The sequence below is a fragment of the Devosia sp. SD17-2 genome (assembly GCF_029201565.1).
Lineage (GTDB): Bacteria > Pseudomonadota > Alphaproteobacteria > Rhizobiales > Devosiaceae > Devosia.
This window is the reverse complement of the sequence record NZ_CP104002.1, coordinates 37611-55155: the sequence shown is the minus strand read 5'-3', so window position 1 is coordinate 55155 and position 17545 is coordinate 37611. Positions and strand designations below refer to the sequence as shown.

Sequence of the window (17545 nt, the reverse complement as noted above, 5' to 3'; positions counted from 1 at the left end):
GTGTCTGTTGCTCTTAGAGCGCGTAGAGCGTGACAGCCGCGCCATTGGTGTCGCTGTCGATGCCGACGATCTGATCAAGCGTAAAGCCCTGGTCCATGATGGTGCGAGCAAGGAACGGGTTGTTCTTGATCTGGTTCTGCAGCGAGGACACATCGACATCAACCGACAGCGAGCGAGCCTCGGCCGGATTGACCTTCAGCACGGTGGCGAAATAGGCGTCGTTGAGCGCGTCGAACGACACATTGGCATTGTAGGGGCTGGCCTGGGCAACGCCGGCAGCAGAGGCGGCAACGAGGGCGGCGATAGCAAAAGTCTTGGCAAAGCGCATTTTTCTTACTCCATGAGGGATGTGATGAGGGGCGTGAATTTGTTGGCCCGACATCGTCAGGCATGGAGGAAAGACGCTTGGAGGCGGCACAAAGTTTCATTAACGTTCGGAAATCTGGAACACTCATTTTTGAGCAGATCATCGAAAACCGATAATCCCGGCGCTGCGTAACGCGCGAAGTTTGTCCTCCGGCCCGGCCCGCCCTCACGCCCCTTGCCACCTTGCCCAATTGGTCCTATAGAGCCCACTTCTCCGGATCGCCCGGCCAAAAGGCATGCCGTGGCGGTCTTTGAAAGCGATGGGTTCGCAAGAACCTGTTCAGACCAATAAGGACCCGCAAAATGCCAAAGATGAAGACCAAGTCCGGTGCAAAGAAGCGTTTCAGCTTCACCGCAACCGGCAAGGTGAAGGCCGGCGTTGCCGGCAAGCGCCACCGCCTTATCAGCCACAACGCAAAGTACATCCGCACCAACCGCGGCACCAAGATCCTGTCCAAGGGCGACGAGGGTCTGGTGAAGTGGTACATGCCGTACAACCGTTAAGCTGGAAGGACACGAATAAATGGCACGCGTAAAAAGAGGCGTAACCGCCCACGCCCGTCACAAGAAGGTCTTGAAGGCCGCCGAGGGCTATTATGGCCGTCGTAAGTCTACGATCCGTATTGCTAAGCAGGCCGTCGAAAAGGCCAATCAGTATGCGTATCGCGACCGTCGTAACAAGAAGCGCAATTTCCGCGCTCTGTGGATCCAGCGTATCAACGCTGCCGTCCGTGAATACGGTCTGACCTATGGTCGCTTTATTGACGGCCTCATCAAGGCCGAGGTTGCAGTCGACCGTAAGGTGCTGAGCGATCTCGCGATCACCCAGCCCGAAGCGTTCGGCGCTCTGGTCGCCAAGGCCAAGGCATCGCTGGCTTATCTCGAGTCCATCGAGACCACGACCCACGCCCGCGTCACTGCCTAAAGCCTGCCGGTGCCCCGCAAGGGGCGCCTGGTGGACCATTCCTCTGCTTTGCTGAGGTCAAAATTGCGCCTTGCGCCGCCCGTCAGGGCTGGTGCGGGGCGTTTTTGTTTGCTCTAACCGCGCCAGCCCGTCCGAGTTGAGAATTACGATGTCTTTGGATACCCAGATCGACACCCTGCGCACCGACTTGTCGGCTGCCATTGCCGCCGCCGAAAACGAAGCCGCGCTGGATAGCGTCCGCGTCGCCGCCCTGGGCAAGAAGGGCTCCGTCTCGGCATTGCTGGGCACGCTCGGCACCATGGCTCCCGAAGAGCGCAAATCGGCCGGTCCCGCCATCAACGGCCTCAAGGTCGAGATCGCCGGGCTGATCGAAGCGCGCAGCGCCGAACTCAAGGCCGCAGCGCTCGAAGCGCGCCTCAAGGCCGAGACCGTCGATATCACCCTGCCACTGCCGCCTGCGCCTACCGCGCGCGGCCGTATCCACCCGATTTCCCAGACCATCGACGAAATCACCGCCATCTTCTCGGACATGGGTTTTTCCATCTCCGAAGGGCCCGATATCGAGACCGACTATTACAATTTCACCGCGCTGAACTTCCCCGAGGGTCACCCCGCGCGTGAAATGCATGACACCTTCTTCATGAAGCCCGGCCCGGACGGCGTGAAAAAGGTCCTGCGCACCCACACCTCCCCGGTGCAGGTCCGCGTCATGAAGCAGACCAATGAAAAGCCGGCCGCCTCCTACCTCACCCCGCCGCAGGATCCGCCGATCCGCGTCGTCGTGCCCGGCCGCACCTATCGCAATGACAGCGACCAGACCCACACCCCGATGTTCCATCAGGTGGAAGGTCTCGTCATCGACAAGTCGAGCCACATCGGCCAGCTGCGGTGGGTTCTTGAAGAATTTTTGAAAGCCTTCTTCGAGGTGCCCAACGTTACCCTGCGCTTCCGCCCCAGCTTCTTCCCCTTCACCGAGCCCTCCATGGAAGTGGACGTCCAGTGCGATCGCTCCGGATCGGAAGTGAAGATCGGCGAAGGCAATGACTGGCTCGAAATTTTGGGCTGCGGCATGGTTCACCCCAATGTCCTGCGTGAAGCCGGCCTCGACCCCGACGTCTACCAGGGCTTTGCCTTCGGCGCCGGCATCGACCGCCTCGCCATGCTCAAATACGGCATGCCCGACCTGCGCGCCTTCTTCGACGCCGACCAGCGCTGGATCGAGCACTACGGCTTCCGGCCCCTCGACCTCCCCACCCTCTTCGGCGGCCTGTCGAGCTAACAATGCTGTCCGCGCCCCTCAACCCATCGGTTCCGACGTCTCCCTCCCCCTGTGGGAAGGGACGACGCGCAGCGCCAAGGGTGGGGGTATGACTCCGCAGACTCTATCCGTGGGGCTCACCCCCACCCTCAATCCCTCCCCACAAGGGGGAGGGAGGCCGTGCAATGTTCGTGAAGAGAGTGTCGCCCAATGACGGCATCATCAGACACAAAAGTCCGCTTCGCCTTCGGTGACTCTCCCGATCTCGCCGATCGCCTGCTCGCGCTCGTCCTTGCCGGTAAGAAGACCGCCACCTGCGGCGCGCTTCGCGATTTTGGTCCGGGCAAGGAGCCCATGCCTGAAGTCGGCCGACAGGACATCGTCCTCAATGGCGCCGGCGAAGAGGCCTGCATCATCGAGACCGTCTCGGTCGAAACCCGCAAGTTCACCGAGATCACCCCCGCCTTCACCGATCTTGAAGGCGAAAGCCCCTATGCCGAATGGCGCGCCGGCCACGAAGCCTATTTCGCCCGCAATGGCGGTTTTGCGCCCGACATGGAGATCGCCTGCGAAACCTTCAAACTGGTGAGCGTCCTGCCCGCCGGTCGTGAGGTTTATAACCGCGTCGCCAGCCCGATCTTCATCGTCACCGATATCGAATCGGACGGCCCCACCCCGCTGCACAATTCCATGCTGAGCTTTGCCTCGGTGGCGATCACCGCCGATGGTACGCGCCATGGAGAGTTCGAGGCGGTCCTGAAACCGCGACCGGATCGCACCACCAACGAAACCACCATGGCCTGGTGGGCCACCCAGCCCGACGCCTGGAAGGCGGCCACCGAAGGCGCCGAAGACCCGGCCATCGTCATGCCCCGCTTTGCCGATTGGGTCGAAAGCCTGCCCGGCCCGAAAGTCTTCGCAGCCGCCCCGATGATCTTTGATGGTCTCTGGATGGACCATTATCTCGATGAATATGCCGGCACCCGCGTCCTATCCGGCCCCTTCAAGAGCCGTCAGATTTTTCGCGGTGGCGGCGTCTGCCTTTACACCATGGCCGGAACCCTGCGCGGCGCGCCCTATCTCGATTGGGGCATGAGCAAGCTGCCCGCCGAGTTCTACGGCCATATCCCCCATACCCACCGAGCCATCGACGATGCCCGCGGCTTCGCCAATGTCCTGGTTGAACTCTTTCAACTTTCGTCCGCGCTGCCGCCTGTTACCGGCAGCAAAAGTGACTTCCGTTAAGGTCCAGAAACATGAAATTCACGCTTGATTGGCTCCATGAGCATCTCGATACCCAGGCTTCGCCCGAGGAAATCGGCAAGGCGCTGACCATGATCGGCCTTGAAGTGGAAGGCATTGAAAGCCAGGGCAAGGCGCTCGAGAAGTTTGTGGTGGCTCATGTGGTCTCGGCCACGCCCCATCCCAATTCCGACCACCTCAATATCTGCAAGGTCGATGCCGGCACCGGTGAATTGATCGACGTGGTCTGCGGCGCGCCCAATGCCCGCACTGGCCTCAAGTCCGTCTTCGCCTTCCCCGGCACCTATATTCCCGGCAAGGATTTTGAGTTGAAGGGTGGCGTTGTCATTCGCGGCGCCCCCTCCAATGGCATGCTCTGCTCGGCCGCCGAGCTCGAACTCTCCAACGACCACGACGGTATTATCGAGCTGCCGGAAGACGCCCCGATCGGCGCCAAATATGTCGACTATGCCGGCATCAATGGCGTCGTCTTCGACATCTCCATCACGCCAAACCGGGGTGACGCGACCGGCGTCTATGGCGTGGCGCGCGATCTCGCCGCCTTCGGCCTCGGCACACTGAAAAAGACCGATTTCTCGCCCGTGCCGTCCACCGGCCCGAGCCCGATCCCGGCCCTGCCGCACCAGTTCGCCGAAGGCGCGCCCAAGGCGATCCGCAAATTCGCCGGCCGCTACATCGCCAATGTCAAGAACGGCCCCTCGCCCGAGTGGCTGCAGGCACGCCTGCGCGCTGTGGGCCTGCGCCCCATCAACACCATTGTCGACATCACCAATCTCGTCTCGCTCGGCTGGGGCCGTCCGCTCCACGCTTATGATGCCGACAAGGTCGAAGGCACAATGGTGCTGCGCAATGCGCGGGGCGAAGAGTTCGACGCGCTCGACAACAAGATCTATACGCTCGACGAGACCATGACCGTCATCGCCGACGACAAGGGCCCGCTCTGCCTTGGCGGCATCATGGGCGGCATCCGCTCGGGCGTCACCGAAGAGACCGTCAATGTTCTGATGGAATGCGCGTCCTGGGATCCCGATCTCATCGCCCAGTCCGGCCGCAAGACCGGCATTGTCTCGGATGCCCGTTATCGCCTCGAGCGCAATGTCGATCCGGCCCTGACCGAACCCGGTCTGGAGCTCGCCACCCGCCTCGTCCTCGAGCTCTGCGGCGGCGAAGCCATGGAACCGGCAATCTCGGGCGAAGACGTCTTTCCGAACACGGTCGTCGATTTCCCGCTCTCCGAAGTCAAGCGCCTCACCGGCATCACCTCCACCCCCGAAGAGGTGGAAGCGATCCTCACCCGCCTCGGCTTTGCCGTCGAAGGCTCGGGCGACACCCGTCAGGTAAAGGTGCCGTCCTGGCGCCCGGACGTGACGCAGAAGGCTGACCTCGTCGAGGAAGTCATGCGCATGGTCGGCGTCGACAACGTCCCGGTCGAGCCGCTGCCGCGCCTCAACCACGTTGCCCCGCGCATTCTCACCACCATTCAGAACCGCCGCCGCATTGCCCGCCGGGCGCTGGCGACGCGCGGACTCGATGAGGTCGTCACCTGGAGCTTCATCTCCAACGCCGATGCCACCCGCTTCGGCGGCGGCACCGAGGACCGGCAGCTGGCCAATGCCATTGCCGCTGACATGACCGACATGCGCCCGTCCCTGCTCCCCGGCATCATCGCCGGCGCACGCCGCAACGCCAATCGCGGCTTTGCCGATGTGGCCCTGTTCGAGGTTGGCCAGGTCTTCCTCTCGGACAAGCCTGAGGGCCAGCACGCCTATGCCTCGGGCGTGCGCACCGGCACATCCACGCTCAACGGTTGTGGTCGCCACTGGTCCGGAAAGCCGCAGGCCGTTTCCGTCTGGGATGCCAAGGCTGATCTCTCCGCCGTGCTCGATTCCCTTGGCGTCGACATCGAAAAGGTCCAGATCCTGCCCGAGCCTGCCGCCTGGAGCCATCCGGGTCGCGGCGGCCGCATCGCGCTTGGCCCCAAGGTCACGCTCGGCTGGTTCGGTGAACTGCACCCGGCGCTCGCCGCCGAACTCGACATCGAAGGCCCCATTGCCGCCTTCGAAATCGACCTCGACGCCATCCCCGAGCCGCGCAAGAAGGCCACCAAGACCAAGCCGGCGCTGACTCTCAGCCAGTTCCAGCCTTTGAGCCGCGACTTTGCCTTCGTGATGGACCGCGCGGTCACCGCCGCCACCATCCTCAAGGCCGCCAAGGGCGCCGAAAAGACGCTGATCAAGGACGTCACCATTTTTGACATCTTTGAGGGCGCACATGTGGGCGAAGGCAAGAAGTCCGTCGCCATCGAAGTGACCCTGCAGCCGCGCGACAAGACGCTGACCGACGAAGACATCGAAAAAGTCTCCGCCGCCATCGTCGCCGCCGTCACCAAGGCCACCGGCGGCGAACTGCGCAAGTAAGTTCAGCCCCAGCACCTTCACCCTCTTCCCTTTCCCCTTGAGGGAGAGGGTGGATCGCGCGAAGCGCGAGACGGGTGAGGGGATTTCTGGCAGCTCACCCCCACCCACCTTCCCCCCTTCGAGGGGGAGGTGTCAGGCCGGTGTGTGCCGCAACTATCTGCCCGCCCCCAATCGCTCCTCCCCCTTCCAGGGTGAGGTTGGGAGGGGGTATTCAGGCGTGCACGATCATGCCGCCGGATTTCGGAGCCCAAAAATGTCCCGCACTGACGCCATTCTCAAGCGCCTCAGCCAGCTCCATCCAAGACTGATCGATCTCAGCCTCGATCGCATGCTGCCGCTCCTGGAAAAGCTGAGCAATCCGCAGGACCATCTGCCGCCGGTGATCCATGTCGCCGGCACCAATGGCAAGGGCTCCACCATCGCCCATCTGCGCGCCTTTCTCGAGGCTGCGGGCAAGTCGGTGCACGTTTATAATTCCCCCCACCTCGTGCGCTTCAACGAGCGCATCCGCCTCGCCGGCAAGCTGGTCGAAACCGACCGCCTCAACGCCGCGCTCGAAGAGGTGGAAGCCATCAATGCCGGCGAGGGCATCACCTTTTTCGAGGTGACCACGGTCACCGCCTTCAAGCTGTTCGCCGAAACCCCGGCCGATTATCTCCTCCTCGAAACCGGCATGGGCGGGCGTTTCGACACCACCAATGTGGTCAAGCAACCCCTCGGCACCATCATCACCCCGGTCGACTTCGACCACCAGGGGTTCCTCGGCAATACCCTTGCCGAGATCGCCGACAACAAGGCCGGCATCCTCAAACGCGGCGCCCTCTCGGTCATGGGCCTCCAGCGCCCCGAAGCGAGAAAAGTGCTCGAACGCGCCGCCCATCGCCTTGGGATCACCCCCATCTGGCAGGGCGAGGATTTCCACGGCTCCGCCCAGGACGGGCGCCTTGTCTATTCCGACGAGCAGGGGCTCCTCGACCTGCCGCCCTCGGCCCTCCTCGGCCCGCACCAATATGACAACGCCGCGCTCGCCATCGCCGCAACGCGCCATTTCGGTCTGCCGGTCGATGACAAAGACATTGCCGAGGGCCTCCGCCGCATCACCTGGCCCGCCCGCATGCAACCCATCCGCCACGGCGATCTGCGCGACCTCCTCTCCCTCGGCCACGAACTCTGGCTCGATGGCGGGCACAATCCCCACGGCGCCGCCGCCCTCGCCCGCACCATTGCCGAGCTCGACACTGCCAAAAAGCGCCCGCTGATCATGATCATGGGCATGATGAGCAATCGCGACCCGGCCGAATTCCTCGCCGCCTTCACCGATTTCGCGCCCGAGGTGATGACCCTGGCTATCCCCGGCGAGGAAAACGCCCATCCGGCCGATCACATCGCCGCCCGCGCCAAAACCCTCGGCTTTGCCGCCCAGCCCATGGCTTCCATCGAAGCCGCCCTGGCGGAGGCCGCCAAGACGCCCGACGCCCGCGTCCTCATCTGCGGCTCCCTCTACCTCGCGGGCGATGTCCTGGCGAAAAACAACACCCCGCCGGACTGATTCCGAGCCGATCCAACGGCTCTATCGCCCCCTCGCCCCTGTGGGGCTTCTAAGCGTCCGTCAGGCAAATCGCTCCAGTGGAGCGATTTGAGCGAAGAAGGCCATGAGCGCTATGCGCGAATGGCTGGATTGAGGGTGGGGGGCGGAGAGCCCCGATGCCTTTGCAACACCCCCACCCAGCGCCGCTACGGCCTCCCGGCCGAGCTCTGCTGCCCTCCCCACAAGGGGGAGGGAGAAGAAGTGCCCCCTTCTAAATTCCCCAATCCCCTCAATACCTTCCCTGCTCACTCCCGCAGAACGGATCAACCGGGCTCTTGCCCACAAAAGGCTTCCGGCCCAGCAGCGTCTCAAGCACAGCGGCCTGAAACTCATCGCTCGAGCCATAGGCGTTGACATAGGTGCCCACGCACGGCGCGTCGTGGAGGTAATAGGGAAAGCCCAGCGACACCATCAACGTCGGCACATCGTGCCAGTGCCGGCGCATGGCGCCATAAACCGTCCCGGTCAGCCGCTTCCAATCAAGGAAGATCCGGCCGCGCGTCAGCAGCGTTTCCTCGGCCAGCAGATAAAGCACAAGGTCATAGTCCGCCGCGTTCACAGTGAGCTCTGGCGTAAAAACCGTCACCTCAAACCCTTCCGCCTCCAGCATGGCCGGCAGCGTCAGCGCAATGGGCTCGGGCGCAAAGGGCTGCACCGACCCGGTCGAATAGACCAACACGCGCTTGTGCTTTTCTTTTGAGATCGGCAGCAGGCCCGGCACATCCTTGACCAGCGTAATCGCCCGCTCGGTCACATCCCGCGCCAGCGCCCGGCTGGCGTCCGTGGCCACGGCGCTCTTGGCGCTCTCAAATGTCAGCTCCGGCCGCGCCTTGTGGAGGCCCAGCGCCGCCTTCAGGGCGAGGATACGGGTGACCGCCTCGTCAACGCGCTCCTGCGTCAGCCGCCCATCGGCCACCGCTTTCACCAGCCGCATCAGATCGGCATTGGCATCATCGGAAAAGAGAATGACGTCACAGCCGGCAATCACCAGCTCGGGCAGGGTCTCGTCCCGATGTCCCCAATCGCCAAGGCCCGCCATCGGCGTCGCGTCCGAAACGATCAGCCCGTTAAAGCCCAGCTTTTCGCGCAAGAGCGTTTCGTTCAGCACCCGGCTCAGCGAGGCCGGCCGGAAGGCTTCGCCCTTGGCCTCGGGGTCGAGCGAACGCACAAAGGCGGGGAAGGCGATATGGGCGGACATCACGCTCATCACCCCGGCCTTGATCGCCGCGCGATAAAGCCGCCCGAATTTCTGCTCCCACTCCTCCAGCGTCAGCGGATTGACCGTCGTCACCAGATGCTGGTCGCGATCATCATATCCTTCACCGGGCCAGTGCTTTACGGTCGCCGCCACGCCCTTGGCCTGGAATGCCGCGATTTGGGCCAGCGCGTGCCGTTCGATCCGCTCGACATTGTCTCCATAGGAGCGCGTGCCGACAATGGCGCTCCGCCAGGCCGCATTGATGTCGATGACGGGGGTAAAACTCCAGTTGAGCCCCACGGCGCGCGCTTCCGCGGCCATGATGGTCGAGATCGCCGTGGTCGCCTCCACATCGTCCACGGCGGCCAGCGCCAGCGGGTTGGGCACGGAGGTGCCAAAGGGCAGGCTCATCCGGCTGCCTTCAAGGTCGGCGCTCACCAGAAGCGGCGCGGGACCAAAACTGTCATAGTCACGGGCCAGCGCGATTTCGGCCTCAAGGTCAGGCGTATAGATGCGCGTCACCCCGCCCGGACGAAAACTGCGCAGCATGTCGCGCGCATCATCGGCCGAACCGCGCGCCAGGAGCACGAACAGCTGGGCAAGCTTGTCCCGCGGCATCAGTCCATCGCGGGTAGCGTGTACCCAGGCAATGGCCTCGTCATCGAGGTGAAACGGGGCGGCGGTTAAATCCAGTGCGGCCAAGGAAAAGGCTCCACAAAAATAGAGAAGGCATCAACAGGTAGGGCCATGCTGCGGCCCGGTTCAGGCAATCACACATTTGTGTGACTTATCGACTCCGAAACACAAGGAAAATTGTGCCAAGCCTGTGGCAGCACTGAAAATTCTCTGGGGCCAGTGAGACGCGCTGGTGGGCAAGCGAACAGCCGCTATCCCGCCTCAGCTTCGCCTGCGCCCGATTACCAGCCTGGCCCACCCACAAAAAAAGACGCCGCCGGAACAGCCGGCGGCGTCTCAAAATTGCGCTGAAGGCGCGATGCCTTAAGCGGAGTGGCCTTCAAGCCATTTGGCGAGACCTGCCTTGGGGGTGCCGGCGCCGATCTTCATGTCGGCGGCTTCGCCGTTCTTGAACAGGATCATGGTCGGGATCGAGCGCACGCCATACTGGGCGGTGGTCGAGGGGTTCTGATCGACGTTGAGCTTGACGATCTTCACCTTGCCTTCGAGCTCGGTGGACAATTCATCGAGAACCGGCGCGATCGCCAGGCACGGTCCGCACCATTCCGCCCAGAAATCCACCAGGACCGGCACGTTGGAGTTGAGCACTTCCTCGCCGAAATTGGCGTCGGAAACTTGGTGAGTCATGGAGTTTGCCTCTGGGTTTGCTTTGGTTCGTAAAGCGGTGGCCTAATTGCCCTCAAAGCTGGTGAGAGTCCAGCGCCAACGCAAGTGGTGTTCACCGCAGGGTGAAATCTGCCCGTGCTGCGTCGAGCAGGCCAGAAGGTAAATTCATCAATGATTCCAACTCGGTCCACAAAATGGCGGCGCGCACGATCCGGCCGGGGAAAAGCTGACCTGCAACCAGCGCATATAGCCCAAGCTGGGTCAGATAGCGGGCGGGTATCGCCTCGGGTCGGTCCGGCACATGCGCATCGGACTTGTAGTCGACCACCAACACACCCTCGTCGTCAACCACCAGCCGGTCGATGCGCCCGGAGAGTTGAACGGCCTCGCCTCCGCGCTCTGCCTTGACCAGGAACGGCACTTCGGCGCGGCTCTGCGGCCCGAAAAGAGGAGCGAGGTCGGCCCGCTCGAGAATGCTCCGGGCCCGGTTCATCACCATGTTATGCGCCTCGCCATGGTCGGGCAGCAGCGCTTCCATGGCGCGCGGCATCACCTTGTCCCAGTCGCTGCGCGCGATGCCGGTCATATGTTGCAGCAGCGCATGCAGCGCCAGCCCGCTTTTGCGCGCCAGTTCGGCGTCGCGCACCTTCTCGGCATTGCTCTGAAGGATTGGAGCGTTCTCGCCCTCTGCCGAAGGCGAGAGAACCGGCACGGCGACAAACTCGGGCAGCGGCGCCAGCATCAGCGGCGAAAAGCCCGCACGGGCTCCCGGTACAGGCACGCTCAGCGGCGCGATGACTGGTCGGTCCGCGGGGAAGACCAGCGCTGCTTCCTGCCCGTTCACATCGTCCACGCGCTGCCCGTGCGGCCGCAGCGCCCCCTCGATGGCCTCATACCAGGTGCCGTCGAGCTTGCCTTTTACCGTGAGGGCGCCGGTCACATAGAGCTCATCCTCGGCGCGGGTCATGCCCACATAGAGTTTGCGCCAATATTCCTCGAGCCGAACTTCATCGATCCGGTCCTTGATCTCCTCGATTTCCGTCGTCCGCTGGCCCTTGCTGCCGGCGTGAAAGAAGATCGGGCCTTCTGGCCGCTCATCGAGATAAACCGGCGTGCCGGTCTGGCTGCCACTGGGTTTGGCGGTCGCGTCGGCGAGAATCACCACCGGCGCCTCCAGCCCCTTGGCGCCGTGAACAGTCATCACCCGCACGCCGCTGCCGCCTTCGGCCAGCTCGCGCTTGATCGACACATTGCGCCGCCGCATGTCCGCGGCAAAGCCCTGCAGCGAGGGCTGCTCGGTCTGCTCGTGGGCAATCGCGAGTTCAAGGAACTCGGACAGCACCTCGTCCACTTCCGTCCCCAGCCGCGCGTGGAAGCGCTTGAGCCCGCCTTCGGCATAGAGCACGCGCGTGAGAAACTCATAGGGCCGCTCGAAGTCGAGCTCGGCCCGCCAGCGCGTCAGCCGGTCTGCCGCCTCGCGTGCATTGGGAATCGTCGTCGCCAAAAGCGCCGACCAAAGTCTTTGCCCGCCACTGCGGGGACTGGCCAGCTGAAAGAGATCGTCCTCGCTGACGTCGAACAGCGGCGAGCGCAGCAGCGCCGCCAGTTGCAGATCATCGGCAGGGTTGAGCAGCACGTCGATCAGCGCAAGGAGGTCAAGCACGGCGATATGGCCGGTCACCCCGAGCCGGTCGGCGCCCGGCGTCGGCAGGTGCTGCAGCCGCAGGACCCGGATGATCTCCTGGAACAGCACGTTTCGTGACTGGACGAGGATCAGCACGTCGTCGGCGGTAACCGCCCTGCCCCGATGGCCCAGCGGCCTGTGGTTGTCGACCCAGCCCCGGATCTCGGCGGCAATGCGCATGGCAACCTGACGCGGTCCGCTTTGCTCGGCTTCCACCGGCTCGCGCGGCCATTCGCCGTCGCCTGCCTCGGCCTCGCCGGTGCGCAGGGGCGGCCACAGGGTCACTGTGCCGCCCGGCTGGGTGCGGGCCGCATTGTGGCCCACCTTGTCCTCGGCGAGCAGCGCCGCCTGGATATCGGGACGCGCGCAGACGAGGTCTACTGCGTTGAGAATTCCCGCCAGCGTCCGGAAACTCGTGTGCAGCGGTAGCCGCGCGAACTGCTTTTCCGCCGCCTGCGCCTTGCGATGAAATTCGCCCCCGGTCAGTCCGAACAGCGCCGGTTGCGCCCCTTGGAAGGAATAGATCGACTGTTTCTGGTCGCCCACGGCAAATACCGAGCGTGGCCGCTCCACTGCGCCGGAACCGGCAAAGAATTCTTCGGCGATGGCCTTCACCACCCGCCATTGCCGCTCATTGGTATCCTGGCTCTCATCGACCAGAATATGGTCGATCCCGGCATCGAGCTTATATTGCACCCATGGCCCGATCGCCGGATTGGCAAAGAGGTCGCCGAGTTTTTCGACCAGATCGTCGAAGTCGAGCAGCGAGTGGCGCCGCTTGTCGCGCTCATAGCGCCGAGCGATCGCCACCAGCACGTCGAGCACCGCCTCGCTGCGCTCGATCAGCCGCGCGGCGATCATCTTCTGGTCGATCTGGAGAATGCGCGACTGCTCTTCCGCCATCATCTCGCCGATGCCGGGCAGCGCCTTCTCCTGCGCCTTGGTCACCAGCCGCGCGCGCGGGCTTCCATCCTTGGTCAAAACGAGGCTACGCAGCGTCGCCGCATCCGGATTGTCAGATCCTTCACCAATCAGAAGTTTGAGCGCGCTCGATGCTAACAGTGTGTTAGCAACAAGTGACGTTTCGAGGCTCTCTGCTGACGCGCCGGAATAGCCCACAATGCGCCGCAGCCGGGCCTTGGCGGCCTCTGGATCGGCCAGCACGCCATCAAGCCGCGCCCCCAGTGAGAGGCCGGAATTGATAGCTTCGCCAATGGCATAGTCGCTCATCAGCCCGAACAGGGTCTCGACCGCCGCCCGGTTTTCCCCACCCCGCAAACCATCGGCCAGAACCGACTCGCGGGCAGCCATAATCATTTGATTTTGCTGGTCTTCTTCGATCACCGAGAAGTCGAATGGCACCCCCGCTTCGATCGGAAACCGGTGCAGAACGGCCTCGCAGAAGGCGTGGATGGTCAATATCCTCAGCCCACCCGGCGTTTCCAGCGACCGGGCGAACAGGGTTCGCGCCCGACCGACGATAACATCGGTCACCGCTGCCCCGGTAAGCCCCTGCAATTCCTTATATAATCTATCCTGCGGCATCACGGCCCAGGCCGCCAGTTCGGCCGAAACGCGCCCCCGCATCTCCGCCGCCGCCGCCTTGGTATAGGTGAGGCACAGGATCGATTCCGGAAACACCCCGGCCAGCAAAAGCCGCAGCACCCGCCGGGTCAGAACGAAAGTTTTCCCTGATCCTGCATTGGCTTCCACCCAGATGGAGCGACTGGGATCGGTCGCTTCGCCCTGCGCCCGCGTGGTGTCAAAAGGGATGGAAAGCTCGCCCCGTTCCCGGCTCATTCGCTGTCCTCCCCGCCATCGACCGCCGTCCATTCAGCCAGTCGCGACAGATGATCATAGGCGCCGGCAAACCGCTGGCTTAGCAAGGGCAACAGGCGGGCCGGCATAGGGTGTTGATTATAGAGGAAAAAATCGATGTGCCCCTGCATCCGCCGTCCGATCTCCTCGGCCGCCTCCATCAGATCCATTCCCTCGGCCGGCGCAAAATCGCTCGGCACAAAAGCCTCAGGCCCGAGCCCGATCTTGACGTAGATCAGCGCCCCGGTCTTTGCCGGCGGAATATCCTTCATCGCCCCGGCCTCGGCCATCAGCGCCTCGACCAGCAATTGCGGCGCCTCGAAAGCCCTCATCATGCCCTTGGTTGGCGGTGTTCCTGTTTTGAAATCAAGGATTTCGACACTGCCATCCATCATCACATCGACGCGGTCCGCCTGGCCGGTGATGAGGAAGGGCTCGACCATGGGCAAGGTCATCTCGCCGCGGATTTCGGCGTGGCGTTTTCGCACCCGCGCGGCTCTAAGCCGTTCAAACTCAAGGAATTGCCGCGCCGCCGTCTCAAACCGGCGCAGCCAGATATCCCGGCGTTCCCCTATGGCTTCCAGGCCCGAAAACGAATCGGCGGCGATAGTCATGAGCGTGTCGAAGGCGTCCGGCGCATTGGGGTCGTGCCCTTCCATGACAAACCGCCCCAGCGCATCGTGGATGATCGTGCCGCGCTCGCGCGCATCCGGAACATCGCCGAGCGGATCGAGCCGTCGCAGCCCAAGGACATGGCGCGCGTAAAGGTCGTAGGGCGAGCGCATTAGCGTCTCGATCTCGGTTACTGAGAGACGCCGTGGCCGCAGATGGATCGGCGGATTGGGCAGCGGTCGCACCGCTGCCCGGGTCTCTGCCACAGCGTCGAGTGCCCGCGCCTGATCGAGCCAGATCGCGCCCTTGTCGCGAAGCCCGTCCGCCGCCTCGGCTCCGATAAAGGCATCCAGCCGCTGCAGAAAACGCGATGGGCTGGCCGGGCTTGCGCCAATCCTTCGGGCATAGGCGACGATGACATCGCTGTTGCCGATGGCCTGGGCGAAGTCATGGGCCGCAAGGCCCTGCAGCCGCTCAGGCGGCTCCAGCCCCGCCGCCAGCCGCATGCCGCGGCTGAGCCAGGGACCGGGATCGGCCGGTTCGGGCCATTTGTCTTCATTGACCGCGCCGAGGATGACCAGGTCCGGCGACATGAGCCGGGCTTCGAGCTGCCCCCAGATGGCGATGTCCGTCCGGCGCTCGGCATGGTTGCGCACCTGAAAGCCGGTCATCAGCGCCGATAGCACGCGATCAAGCGCGATGGGCGGGAACGGGTGCCCCTCCCCGCGGTGTCCGACCATCTGGTCGGCCCAGCCCTCAAACTCGTCGCGGCCGCGCAGGGACGCGCCATCGGCGGTGGCCACGAGCGCCAGCCGCAGTGCCTGTGCGAGGTCAGCTGCATCCATGCTCTGGCCGTCGACGAGCGCCACGAGCGGCGCAATCGCCGCCTCCACCCGATCCAGCAGCGCCGATATGGCCTCGCCATCCTCGCTCGAAAGCTTGCGCGCCGCATGTTTTGGCGGCTCGGCGACATGGGCGGCAAGTGCGGCGCGGAGACCTGCAAGTCCGGGCGCAATGCGCTGCCCGCGCAGTAGACCGAGCTCGATGGCATCGGTCAGCGCGCCCAACTCGGCGCGGGTGTATCCGAACAGCGCCCAGCGGCTGCGCAGCAGGGCAACAAGATCGACCGCGCCACAGCGCGATACCGCCAGATTGAGGATCTGTCGGGCCAGCCGCCCGACCGGGGCATGGAACAGCGGCGCACCGGCAGCGTCGTCGACATAAATGTCAAAACGCGCCAGTTCAGCCGCAATCCGCCGCGCCAGATTGCGGTCCGGGGTGATGATGCCGACGGTCTTTTCCTCGGCCAGCGCGGCCCGCGTCGCCAGGGCGATGGCCCGCGCCTCTTCGTCCTCGTGGCGTGCGGCGATCACCGCCATGCCCTTGAGCGCCGTCTCCAGCCGATCGCCGTCAAGCCGCGCCTCATACCAGCCGGCCGTTTCCTCGGTCAGCGCCAGCGCCTTGCTGACGAGATGGGTGCGTGGATGCCGTTCCGCGACGAGGTCCACCACCTGCCCCGGCCCGGCCCCCAGCGTCCGCAGCAGGCGCGCCAGATTATATTGCGGATGGCCATGCGGGCTCTTGAGCGGATCGAGCAGCGCGGCGTGGGTATCGGCACTCATCGCAGTATCGAGCCCCGGCAGCACCAGCGCGCCGCGCGGCAGCCGGGAAATGGCCCGCAACAGGCGCGCCGTGGCCGGAATCGAGCCGGTCGACCCTGCCGCGATCACTGGCTTTTCGCCGTAGACCAGAGGAGCGGCGTCGGCTTGGCGATCGAGCCGCGCCCCGCGGAGGAATGCGGGGTCTGCGAGGCCCATGTCTGCCAGCACATGCGGCCAGACGGTGAGGGCAATATCGAGAAAGGTCAGTGTCTGCTGCCAATAGGCGCCCAGCGTCGGCGAGAGTTGCTCGGCGATCACCTTGAGCGCGCTGGCGTCGCGTTCCTCAATGGCAAGATCGTCGAAAACCAGCCCGAGCGAATCGGCCATGGAGAAAATTTCCGCGGCCGTCGGGGGTGTCGAGAACGCCTCGCTTCCCGCGGGTGTGCGAGCCCATGCCGCGACGAGGCGCGACAGCACCAGTCGCCGGTGCAGCACGGACGCGGGCCGGGGCAATGCCGCCGCTTCGAATGGCGGCAGGAAGGGTTCTTCGTCCTCCACCTCGCCACCGAAGGTGCGAATGTCGGGCAAGAGCCCGCTGAAGTCGGGATGCTCGAGAAAAGCCTGCGCCAGCACGCGCTTGGCGCGTTGGGTGGGCAGGACGATGGTGACATCGCTGAGCCAGAACGGTCCCGTGCGTGGCCAGTCGCCGAGCAGGCGCCCATCCATCACCGCCGCCGCCAGCGTTGGCAGGAAAGGCGCGTGTGGCGGGATGGAAAAAAGGCTCATGGTGTCAGCAGCGCCTCTGTGGCGGCCAGCGCCTGCGGGTCACCCACATGATACCAGGGCGCATCCAGCACCACGCCGTAAAGCGTCTTGCGCTCCAGCGCCGCGTCGAAGAGATCGGTGATCGAAAAGGCGCCATCCGGCGCATCGCGGAAGAGCGCCTTCCCCATCAGCGCGACGCCGCCATAAATGACGGGAGCACCATAGTCCCGCGTCACCCGCCCCGAGGGATCGAGACAGAAATCATGGCTGCGGCCAAAGCCCGTGGCCCGCGACGGCTGGATGCAGAGGAGCACAATGTCCTCATCCCCCTGATGGCGCGCCCGCATCCGCGCCAGCGGCGTATCGCTGCCCGTCGGCCAGAAAGCGTCGGTGTTCATCACGAAAAACGGGTCGGTCGCAAGCATGGGCAGCGCTGCCTTGACGCCGCCGCCGGTGCCGAGCAGCACTTCTTCCCGATGGACCTTCAAGAGTCCGCCAAAATGGGCCAGCACCTGATCGGCGCGGTAGTGAGCATTGGCGGCAAAGCGCTTGGCACCCTCGGCCTGGGCATTGGCCATGACCCGCTCGATCAGCGGCACCCCGGCCACCGGCACCAGCGGTTTGGGCATGGTTTCAGTCAGCGGCCGCATGCGCGTGCCGAGGCCGGCAGCAAGCAACATTACATCGGGGAATCGGTCAGGCTTTTCCATGGCCGGATAAGACCGGGGTGGCCCGGTCTTGTCCAGTG

The 17545-nt window shown here is 64.1% G+C and carries 12 protein-coding genes; 6 read left to right on the top strand and 6 right to left on the bottom strand.

What is annotated here, in order from left to right:
• Positions 1-13: 13 nt before the first annotated feature.
• Positions 14-328, bottom strand: a complete 315-nt coding sequence (locus NYQ88_RS00245; RefSeq protein ID WP_275652995.1) for a hypothetical protein — start codon at positions 326-328, stop codon at positions 14-16.
• Positions 329-669: 341 nt separating this feature from the next.
• Here NYQ88_RS00245 and rpmI point away from each other — a divergent pair, with 341 nt between their 5' ends.
• The 6 genes from rpmI (at position 670) to NYQ88_RS00215 (ending at position 7778) form a co-directional block, all read left to right on the top strand.
• The gene (rpmI, locus tag NYQ88_RS00240; RefSeq protein ID WP_046105910.1) at positions 670-870 is read left to right on the top strand and encodes a 50S ribosomal protein L35; all 201 of its coding nucleotides are present in this window, start codon (positions 670-672) and stop codon (positions 868-870) included.
• A gap of 19 nt (positions 871-889) precedes the next feature.
• Positions 890-1291, top strand: coding sequence for a 50S ribosomal protein L20 (rplT, locus tag NYQ88_RS00235; RefSeq protein ID WP_275652994.1), 402 nt, complete (start codon positions 890-892; stop codon positions 1289-1291).
• Between the two features lie 148 nt (positions 1292-1439).
• Complete coding sequence (gene pheS / locus NYQ88_RS00230) at positions 1440-2570, top strand: phenylalanine--tRNA ligase subunit alpha (protein ID WP_275652993.1); 1131 nt, start codon at positions 1440-1442, stop codon at positions 2568-2570.
• 189 nt (positions 2571-2759) lie between these two features.
• Positions 2760-3794 (top strand): ASCH domain-containing protein, encoded by a 1035-nt coding sequence (locus NYQ88_RS20765; RefSeq protein ID WP_345774604.1) that lies wholly within the window; start codon positions 2760-2762, stop codon positions 3792-3794.
• Between the two features lie 11 nt (positions 3795-3805).
• Positions 3806-6229: a phenylalanine--tRNA ligase subunit beta gene (pheT, locus tag NYQ88_RS00220; RefSeq protein WP_275652992.1), complete on the top strand. Its 2424-nt coding sequence runs from the start codon at positions 3806-3808 to the stop codon at positions 6227-6229.
• A 253-nt stretch (positions 6230-6482) separates the two neighbouring features.
• Entirely contained in the window at positions 6483-7778 is a 1296-nt protein-coding gene (locus NYQ88_RS00215; protein WP_275652991.1) for a folylpolyglutamate synthase/dihydrofolate synthase family protein, read from the top strand.
• Between the two features lie 268 nt (positions 7779-8046).
• Here the strand turns inward: NYQ88_RS00215 and NYQ88_RS00210 are convergent, their stop codons facing one another.
• The 5 genes from NYQ88_RS00210 to NYQ88_RS00190 form a co-directional block, all read right to left on the bottom strand.
• The gene (locus NYQ88_RS00210) at positions 8047-9717 is read right to left on the bottom strand and encodes a glycoside hydrolase family 3 N-terminal domain-containing protein (RefSeq protein WP_275652990.1); all 1671 of its coding nucleotides are present in this window, start codon (positions 9715-9717) and stop codon (positions 8047-8049) included.
• Between the two features lie 297 nt (positions 9718-10014).
• The gene (gene trxA / locus NYQ88_RS00205) at positions 10015-10338 is read right to left on the bottom strand and encodes a thioredoxin (RefSeq protein ID WP_275652989.1); all 324 of its coding nucleotides are present in this window, start codon (positions 10336-10338) and stop codon (positions 10015-10017) included.
• Positions 10339-10429: 91 nt separating this feature from the next.
• Complete coding sequence (locus NYQ88_RS00200; protein ID WP_275652988.1) at positions 10430-13801, bottom strand: UvrD-helicase domain-containing protein; 3372 nt, start codon at positions 13799-13801, stop codon at positions 10430-10432.
• Positions 13798-16818 carry a double-strand break repair protein AddB gene (gene addB, locus NYQ88_RS00195; protein ID WP_275652987.1) on the bottom strand — a complete coding sequence of 1007 codons (3021 nt, stop codon included), beginning with the start codon at positions 16816-16818 and terminating at the stop codon, positions 13798-13800. The genes NYQ88_RS00200 and addB overlap by 4 nt, the downstream gene beginning before the upstream one ends.
• On the bottom strand, positions 16815-17507 hold the full coding sequence (locus NYQ88_RS00190) for a nucleotidyltransferase family protein (protein ID WP_275652986.1): 693 nt from the start codon (positions 17505-17507) through the stop codon (positions 16815-16817). Before NYQ88_RS00190 ends, addB begins: the two co-directional genes overlap by 4 nt.
• Between the last annotated feature and the right edge of the window lie 38 nt (positions 17508-17545).